At 71.8% G+C, this 8,526-nt stretch carries 10 protein-coding genes; all 10 read left to right on the top strand.

Going from position 1 to position 8,526, the window contains the following annotated elements; translation table 11 throughout:
* Positions 1–788, top strand: a 788-nt coding sequence (locus GXB85_RS17680) for a flagellin (protein ID WP_161918981.1), incomplete at its 5' end; no start/stop codon positions are given.
* A gap of 197 nt (positions 789–985) precedes the next feature.
* Positions 986–1,870, top strand: a complete 885-nt coding sequence (locus GXB85_RS17675; protein ID WP_161918980.1) for a flagellin — start codon at positions 986–988, stop codon at positions 1,868–1,870.
* A 133-nt stretch (positions 1,871–2,003) separates the two neighbouring features.
* The gene (gene fliD, locus GXB85_RS17670) at positions 2,004–3,425 is read left to right on the top strand and encodes a flagellar filament capping protein FliD (RefSeq protein ID WP_161918979.1); all 1,422 of its coding nucleotides are present in this window, start codon (positions 2,004–2,006) and stop codon (positions 3,423–3,425) included.
* A 14-nt stretch (positions 3,426–3,439) separates the two neighbouring features.
* A complete protein-coding gene (gene fliS, locus GXB85_RS17665) occupies positions 3,440–3,892 on the top strand; it encodes a flagellar export chaperone FliS (protein ID WP_161918978.1) in 453 nt (150 codons plus the stop codon).
* Between the two features lies 1 nt (position 3,893).
* Positions 3,894–4,238: a hypothetical protein gene (locus tag GXB85_RS17660; protein WP_161918977.1), complete on the top strand. Its 345-nt coding sequence runs from the start codon at positions 3,894–3,896 to the stop codon at positions 4,236–4,238.
* A gap of 466 nt (positions 4,239–4,704) precedes the next feature.
* Positions 4,705–5,046, top strand: coding sequence for a flagellar basal body protein (locus GXB85_RS17655; RefSeq protein ID WP_161918976.1), 342 nt, complete (start codon positions 4,705–4,707; stop codon positions 5,044–5,046).
* Entirely contained in the window at positions 5,046–5,444 is a 399-nt protein-coding gene (flgC, locus tag GXB85_RS17650; protein WP_161918975.1) for a flagellar basal body rod protein FlgC, read from the top strand. The genes GXB85_RS17655 and flgC overlap by 1 nt, the downstream gene beginning before the upstream one ends.
* The gene (gene fliE / locus GXB85_RS17645; RefSeq protein WP_202628140.1) at positions 5,444–5,767 is read left to right on the top strand and encodes a flagellar hook-basal body complex protein FliE; all 324 of its coding nucleotides are present in this window, start codon (positions 5,444–5,446) and stop codon (positions 5,765–5,767) included. Before flgC ends, fliE begins: the two co-directional genes overlap by 1 nt.
* Positions 5,767–7,341, top strand: a complete 1,575-nt coding sequence (gene fliF / locus GXB85_RS17640; protein ID WP_161918974.1) for a flagellar basal-body MS-ring/collar protein FliF — start codon at positions 5,767–5,769, stop codon at positions 7,339–7,341. Before fliE ends, fliF begins: the two co-directional genes overlap by 1 nt.
* On the top strand, positions 7,338–8,363 hold the full coding sequence (fliG, locus tag GXB85_RS17635) for a flagellar motor switch protein FliG (protein ID WP_161918973.1): 1,026 nt from the start codon (positions 7,338–7,340) through the stop codon (positions 8,361–8,363). Before fliF ends, fliG begins: the two co-directional genes overlap by 4 nt.
* The last annotated feature ends 163 nt before the right edge of the window (positions 8,364–8,526 follow it).

Below are 8,526 nucleotides of genomic sequence, written 5' to 3'. Positions count from 1 at the left end.
ACGACGCCGCGGGTCTGGCGATCTCCGAGGGTCTGCGTTCGCAGGTCGGTGGCCTGAAGGTCGCCGCCCGCAACGCCCAGGACGGCATCAGCGTCGTCCAGACCGCCGAGGGTGCCCTCACCGAGGTGCACTCGATCCTGCAGCGTCTGCGTGACCTCGGCGTGCAGGCGGCCAACGACTCGAACAACAGCGACGCGCGGGACAACATCGCGACCGAGGCCACGAGCCTGGTCTCGGAGCTCGACCGCATCGGCGAGTCGACCAACTTCAACGGCACCAAGCTCCTCAACGGTGACGTCGACGCGGTGACCGCCGGCGCCCAGACGAGCCTGACCTTCCAGGTCGGCGCGGACGGCGACACGAACTCGGCCATCTCGGTCGACCTGTCCAAGGCGAACGTCGTCGCGATCTCGGACGACCTGTCGGCCGCGTTCACGGCTGCCACGCGTGACGCCGTCACCGACGCCGTCACGGCGCTCGGCACGGGCATCAGCTTCACGTCGCACCAGAACGCCCAGGACTCGATCGCCATGATCGACTCCAAGATCGCCGAGGTCTCGACGGCGCGTGCGGAGCTGGGTGCGTACCAGAACCGGTTCGAGCACACGATCAAGAACATCAACGTCGCGGTGGAGAACCTGTCCGCGTCGGAGAGCCGGATCCGTGACACGGACATGGCTCAGGAGATGGTCTCGTTCACGCGTGCGCAGATCCTGTCGCAGGCCGGCACGGCGATGCTCGCCCAGGCCAACCAGATCCCGCAGGGCGTGCTCTCGCTCCTGCGCTGATCCACGCAGCACCGGCCGGCCGGTCCGACCGGTGCGGCACGAGGGGTGGGCACCGGTCCGGTGCCCACCCCTCGTCGTCGTCACCCCGACGAGTGACGGCGAACCGCTCAACGCCCGCCGCCGGCGGACGATCACACAGACGGCTCGCCCATGGAGGGGCGGTCGGCACGTGACCCGAGTCAAGGAGGAGTTCCATCATGGGTCTCTCGATCAACCAGAACATCGCGGCGATCAACTCGTACCGCAACCTGTCCAACACGCAGAACGACCTGAGCAAGTCGCTCGAGAAGCTGTCGTCGGGCTTCCGGATCAACCGGGCCGCGGACGACGCCGCTGGTCTGGCGATCTCCGAGGGACTGCGCTCGCAGGTCGGTGGCCTGAAGGTCGCCGCCCGCAACGCCCAGGACGGCATCTCGGTCGTGCAGACCGCCGAGGGTGCGCTGACCGAGGTCCACGCGATCCTGCAGCGTGTGCGTGACCTCGCCGTCCAGGGCGCCAACGACTCGAACAACACCGAGGCGCGCGCCAACATCAAGACCGAGGCGGACTCGCTCATCAACGAGCTCGGCCGCATCTCGGAGTCGACCAACTTCAACGGCACCAAGCTGCTCAACGGTGACGTGGACGGTGCCGGCGGCACCACGCTGACCTTCCAGGTCGGCGCGGACGGCGACGCCAACTCGGCCATTGCGGTCGACCTCGCCAACGCCGACGTCTCGACGGTCACGACCGCCCTGGGCTTGCAGGCCGACGGCAGCGTGACGGGTGACGGCACCAGCGGCTTCAGCGTGGCGGACCACACCGAGGCCCAGGCGACGATCTCCCTGATCGACGACCAGATCGGTGCGGTCTCGACGGCGCGTGCGGAGCTGGGTGCGTACCAGAACCGGTTCGAGCACACGATCAAGAACATCAACGTCGCGGTGGAGAACCTGTCCGCGTCGGAGAGCCGGATCCGTGACACGGACATGGCTCAGGAGATGGTCTCGTTCACGCGTGCGCAGATCCTGTCGCAGGCCGGTACGGCGATGCTCGCCCAGGCCAACCAGATCCCGCAGGGCGTGCTGTCGCTCCTGCGCTGATCCACGCAGCACCAGCACCACCCGTAGTCCCAGCAGTCCCAGAAGTTCCAGCACTGCACCGGACCTCCGGCGGGGCGAGTGATCGCCCCGCCGGAGGCACCGGCACGCACACCGATCAGGAAGGAGGCCCCTCATGGTCTCGATGGGCATCGACGGCCTCGCGAGCGGTCTCGACACCACCTCTCTGATCAACCAGCTCATGCAGGTCGAGGCCGCACCGCAGACCCTGCTCAAGCAGAAGTCCTCGCAGACCCAGAGCCTGGTCACAGCCCTCCAGGGGCTCAACACGCGCGTCGCGTCGCTCGCCGAGGCCGCCGCGAAGGCCGCCAAGGCCACGAGCTGGGACGCCTACGGCGCGACGAGCTCGTCCGAGTCCACGAAGGTCTCGGTGGGCACCGGTGCCCAGCCCGGCACCGTCTCGTTCCACGTCGAGCAGCTCGCGACCGCCCAGGTCTCGCTGAGCGCCACCTGGAACGCCGACGGCACCTCGCCCACCGCCGGTCCCAGCATGATCCCGACGATCCCGCCGGCCGTGACCGTGCGGAACTCAGCCACCGGCGAGCTCGTCACGGTCGAGCCGTCCACGGGCAGCCTCGCCGACGTCGCCCGCGCGCTCGAGCAGGCGACCGAGGCCGGGGTCAAGGCCACCGTCGTCCGCGTGAGCGGTGGCGAGAACCCGACCTACCGTCTCCAGTTCACCGGCACCGCGACCGGCGTCGAGAACGGCTTCGAGGTCTACGCGGGCACCTCCGCGGAGGTCACCGCCGGGACCGCCACGCGCCTCGACACCGCACCCCTCACGGCGGCCCAGGACGCGCGGGTCGTGCTCTGGAAGGGTGCCGGCGCCGGCGTCGAGACCACGTTCGAGCAGTCCTCCAACACGTTCTCCGGCCTGCTGTCCGGCGTCGACGTCACGGTGAGCGCGGTCACCGCGCCGGGTGACCCCGCCACGACGGTCACGGTCGCCCGGGACCCCGAGGCGCTGAAGACCATGGTCTCGGGGGTCGTGGGCACGCTCGGCGTCGTCCTGTCGGAGATCTCGTCGCGCAGCGCGACCACCACGACGACGGGCGCGGACGGTCGCACGCAGGTCAAGGGCGGGCTGTTCTCGGGTGACGGCGCGGTGCGCGGCATCCAGCAGCGGCTGATCAGCGTCGCGTCGCAGCCCGTCGACGGCGTCTCGCCGTCGGAGGTGGGCATCGTCCTCGGCCGCGACGGCACCTTCACGTTCGACGCCGAGAAGTTCGAGGCGGCCCTCGCGGCCGACCCGGCGCGGGTGCAGCACATCGCGAGCACGGTCGCGTCGCGCGTCGCCGAGGTCGCGACGTCGGTCTCGGACAAGTACGAGGGCTCGCTCACGCTGAAGATCCAGGGTCAGGAGAGCCTGGTCCGGAGCATGGGCGACCAGATCGAGAGCTGGGACCGCCGGCTCGAGGTGCGACGCGCCTCGCTCCAGGCCACCTACTCGGCCCTCGAGGTGACCCTGTCCAACCTGCAGTCGCAGTCGAGCTGGCTCGCCGGTCAGCTGTCCTCGCTGCCGAGCGCGAGCTCCTGACGGAAGACGGACCGATGAACTACGCCGCAGTCAGCACCCGGTACCTCGACGACGCCGTCGCGACCGCGAGCCCGGCCAAGCTGCTCACGATGCTCTACGACCGCCTGGTGCTCGACCTCCAGCGCGCCGAGAACGAGCAGCGCTCGGGGAACCGCCCGGGCGCGGGCCCGCACCTGACCCACGCGCAGGACATCGTCGGCGAGCTCCTCGCCACGCTCGACGTCGAGGCGTGGGACGGTGCGCGTCAGCTCCAGTCGGTCTACACGTTCCTGCTGACCGAGATGGTCGAGGCGAACATCGCGGGCGACCCCGAGCGCACCGCCGCGTGCCGCGGGCTCGTCGAGCCGCTGCGCGACGCGTGGCAGCAGGCGGCGCACGAGGTCGCCGTCACGTCGACGCCGCTCGAGCCCGTCGGCGCGAGCGTGCCGGCCGTGCGCGGCACGCTCGGCGAGCTGGGCGTCGGCTGACATGAGCGCCGCGGCACCCCTCGCACCCGGTGCGTCCGCGGGCTGGGACGCCGCCTGGGCCGGTGCCCTCGAGGCGCTCGAGCTCGACGTCGCGCAGGCCGAGCACATGCTCACGCTCGGCCACATCGCGCACGAGCCGCCGCGCGACCCGTGGGCGCCGCCCCCGGGTCTCGGCCCGCTCCCGGCGGGGCTCGTCGACCGCGCGACCGCGCTGCTCGACCGCCAGCTCGAGGTCGCCCGTCGCCTCGCCGAGGCCGCCGACCTGAGCCGCCGCCACAGCCGCGCGGCCGAGGCGCTGCGCGCCCAGCCGCCGGCCGTCCCGGTCTACGTCGACACCCCCGCCTGACGCCCCGCCGTCGGGCCCACCCGACGCACCCCCGCCAGCTGACCGCCGTCGGGCCCTGCCCCGGCCTGACCACCCTCGCCGTCGGGCACCTCCCACCCCTCGTGTGGAGCGTTCCCGGACTCGACACGCCGGTGACGACCCCGGGTTCGCTCCACGCTCGCCGGGAACGCTCCACACAGGCCCGGGTTCGCTCCACGCTCGCCGGGAACGCTCCGCACGGCGGTATGGCGCGGGCGTCGCAGCCGCGCTGGGCCGAACGGGTGGGGAGGATCCGCGCCGGGAACCGGTGCACAGGCGCCCCAACCCGGACATGCCGCCCCGGTCGCGGCAGATGACCTGGGAAATCGTCGCGGGAATCCCTCAGCGGCCCGGCCCCGGGGCCGATGAGCAGCCTGAGCACGGATCGCTCGCCCCCCAGGCCACGGATCGGCCGCCCCCACCCTCGCACCATCGGTGAGGACGCACAGTGCTCGACTCCGTGACCCATGTCGCGCTCAACAGCGCGCTCGACGGCCTCGCCATGCGTCAGCGCGTGATCGCCGACAACATCGCGAACATCCAGACCCCCGGCTTCCGCGCCGGCCGCGTCGCGTTCGAGGGCGCCCTCGCCGACGCCGTCCGCAACGGCTCGGGTGCGGTCTCCGCCACGGTGCAGCGCTCCCTCGAGCCCACGCGCGAGGACGGCAACAACGTCAACCTCGACACCGAGACGCTGCTCAACATCGACACGAACCTGCGCTACCAGCTCGCGACGCAGGCCGTCGACGGGACGTTCTCCAAGATCCGCACAGCGATGAGGACCGCCTGATGACCACCTTCGGAGCGATCGGCGTCGCCGGTACCGGGCTCACCGTGTACCGCAAGTGGCTCGACGCCGTCAGCGACAACCTCGCCAACATGAACACCGTGCGCTCGTCCGACGAGGCCGCCTTCCAGGCGCGCTACGTCGTCGCCCAGGAGATGGCGGGCGACCAGGGCGGCGTGCAGGTGCGCGGCGTCGTCCTCGGCAACGCCGAGGGCCGCATGGTCTACGAGCCCCAGCACCCGCTGGCCGACGCCGAGGGCTACGTGCGCTACCCGGACATCGACATGTCCAGCCAGATGAGCCAGCTGATCATGGCGCAGCGCGGCTACCAGGCGAACGCCGCCGTGGTGGACCGCGCCAAGGAGACCTACCAGGCAGCACTGCAGATCGGACGCGGCTGATGAGCATCGACGTGGGCGCCATCAAGCCCATCACCTTCCCCTCGATCGGCGAGCTCGCCGCGACCACGGGCCCGACGGCGACCCAGGGCGCGCAGGGCGTGTCCGGCACCTCGGGCGTCGACTTCGCCCGGGCCATCGACCAGGTCCAGTCGATGCAGTCGACCTCGGACGCCCTCGCGGTCAAGGCCGTGACGGGTGACCTCGACGACGTGCACGACTACACGATCGCCTCGGCCAAGGCCGGCGTCGCCCTCGAGCTCACCGCGGCCATCCGCAACAAGGCCGTGGACGCGTTCACCGAGATCATGAGGATGCAGGCCTGATGCCCGCGCAGATCACCGGCGCCCTCGGCCGGCTCACCGAGGCGGTCAAGCAGTTCAACGTCGCCCAGCGCACGCTCGCGATCCTCGCGGTCGCCGTGCTCGTGCTCGGTCTCGTGGCGTTCTCGAGCTGGGCCAGCAAGCCCACCATGAGCCCGCTGTTCGCGAACCTCTCGGCCACGGACGCGAGCGCGATCGTCGACCACCTGCAGTCGGAGGGCGTGACCTACGAGCTCACCGACGGCGGCTCGACGATCCTCGTGCCCAACGAGCAGCTCTACCCGATGCGCCTCGCGGTGGCGTCGGCGGGTCTGCCCGCCAGCTCGGACGGCGGCGGCTACACGCTGCTCGACGAGATGGGCATGACGTCCTCGGAGTTCCAGCAGCAGGTCACCTACCAGCGTGCCCTCGAGGGCGAGCTCGCCAAGACCATCGGCGCCCTCAACGGCGTCGAGGCCGCCACGGTGCGCCTCGCGCTGCCCGAGGAGAGCGTGTTCGTCTCGGAGACCGCGGACCCGACGGCGTCCGTGTTCGTCAAGACGCGTCCGGGCTCGAGCCTGGGCAACGACCAGGTCCAGGCGATCGTGCACCTGGTCTCGGCCGGCATCGAGGGCATGCAGCCCACCGACGTCGCCGTGATCGACGCCGAGGGCACCGTGCTCTCGGCCGTGGGCGCCGGCGCCACTGGTCTCAACGAGGGCCGCACGAGCGACTACGAGCAGCGCGTCGCCGCGGGCATCCAGGCGATGCTCGACCCGGTGGTCGGCGCAGGCAACGCGGTGGTGACCGTGAACGCCGACCTCGACTACGACCAGTCCCAGCGCACCACCGAGACCTACACGGCCGGCGAGAACCTGCCGCCGTCGTCCTCCTCGCGCACCACCGAGCAGTACACCGGCTCCGGCGGCGCGGCCGCGGGCGTGCTCGGGCCCGACAACATCGCCGTGCCCTCGGGCGAGGCCGGCACGGGCGAGTACTCCAAGGAGTCCGAGACCCTCAACAACCCGCTCAACCGCGTGGTCGAGGAGGTCGTCGCGGCCCCCGGCAGCGTGCGCCGCCAGTCCGTCTCGGTCGTCCTGTCGCAGGAGGCGGGCGCGGGCCTGAACCTGGCCGACGTCGAAGCCATGGTGGCCGCCGCGGCCGGCATGGACGCGGCCCGCGGCGACGTCGTCGAGGTCACCCGCATGAGCTTCGACACCACCACGGCCGAGGCCGCCCAGGCCGCGATCGCCGCGGCCGAGGAGGCCGACGCCGCCGCGGCCACGCAGGCCCTCATCCGCAACGGCGTGATCGCCGGTGCGATCCTCCTCGCCGTCGTGCTCGCGCTGGTCACCGCCGCGCGCCGCAGCCGACGCGCACGTCGCGAGGCGATCGACCTCGGTGCGCTCGAGCTCGAGGCCGCCCCGGCCGCCGAGCTCGACCCGGCCGACGACGTGCTCGCGCTGCCGCCCGCCGCGGTCGAGGTGCCGAACGACCCGATCCAGACCAAGCGTGAGGACCTCGTGGCCCTCGCCGCCGAGCAGCCCGACGAGGTCGCGAACGCGCTGCGCGGCTGGCTCTCCGGGAGCCCGCGATGACCGTCGTCACAACCGAGCTGCTCAGCGGCACGCAGAAGGCCGCGCTGGTGCTCATCCAGCTCGGCAAGGAGCAGGCCGCCAAGGTCATGGCCCGCATGAGCGAGGCCGAGATCGAGGAGCTCACCACCGAGATGGCCCGCATGGAGCGGGTCGACCCGGCCATGGCCGGCCAGGTGCTCGAGGAGTTCCACACCGCGTCGCTCGGCGGCCGCGGCTTCGCGGGCCGCGGTGGCATGGCCTACGTCCAGGAGATCCTCGAGGCCACGCTGGGCCGCGAGAAGGCCGCCGACGTCATGGAGCGCCTCGCGAGCTCGATGCAGGGCCAGCCCTTCGAGTTCCTCCAGCACGCCGACGCGCGTCAGGTGGTCTCGCTGCTCAACGGCGAGCACCCGCAGACGATCGCGCTCGTGCTCGCCCACCTGCGCGCCGAGCACGCCTCGGCGATCATGACGGGCCTGCCGCCCGCCGTGCAGGCCGACGTCGCGCACCGCATCGCGCTCATGGAGCGCGCCGCCCCCGACGTCGTCCAGGTGGTCGCCGAGAGCCTGCAGGCGCGCGCCTCGACCGTGCTCACCACGGCCGCCGAGTACGCCGCCGTGGGTGGTGTGCAGCCGCTCGTCGAGATCATCAACCGCGCAGACCCGGGCACCGAGAAGCTCATCCTCGAGGGCCTCGAGTCCCTCGACCAGGAGCTCGCGGAGGAGGTCCGCAGCCGGATGTTCGTCTTCTCGGACATCACGCTGCTCGAGGACCGCGCGATCCAGCTCGTGCTGCGCGGCGTCGAGATGTCGATCCTCGCGACCGCGCTCAAGGGCGTCTCGGACGAGGTGCGCGACAAGATCACGACCAACCTGTCCGAGCGTGCCCGCGAGAACCTGCTCGAGGAGATCGGCCTGCTGGGCCCGGTGCGCCTGTCGACCGTCGAGGACGCCCGCGCCAACGTGGTCCAGGTGATCCGCCGCCTCGAGGAGAGCGGACAGATCGTGATCCGCCGCGAGGGCGAGGACGAGTATGTCGCCTGACACCCTCGTCCCCGAGGCCGCGACGGCCCGGACGGCGCGCACGCCCGAGCCGCGTGCGTTCCGGCCGGCCGAGCTCGCGCGCGCCACGGACGACGAGCGTGACGCCCGCTGGGAGGCCGCCCGTGCCGCGGGCTGGGCCGCCGGCTGGGCCGCGGGTGCCCGG

The sequence above is a fragment of the Cellulomonas sp. APG4 genome (assembly GCF_009996735.1).
Lineage (GTDB): Bacteria > Actinomycetota > Actinomycetes > Actinomycetales > Cellulomonadaceae > Actinotalea.
Note: the sequence above shows the minus strand (reverse complement) of the source record. Positions and strands in the feature narration are given on the sequence as shown.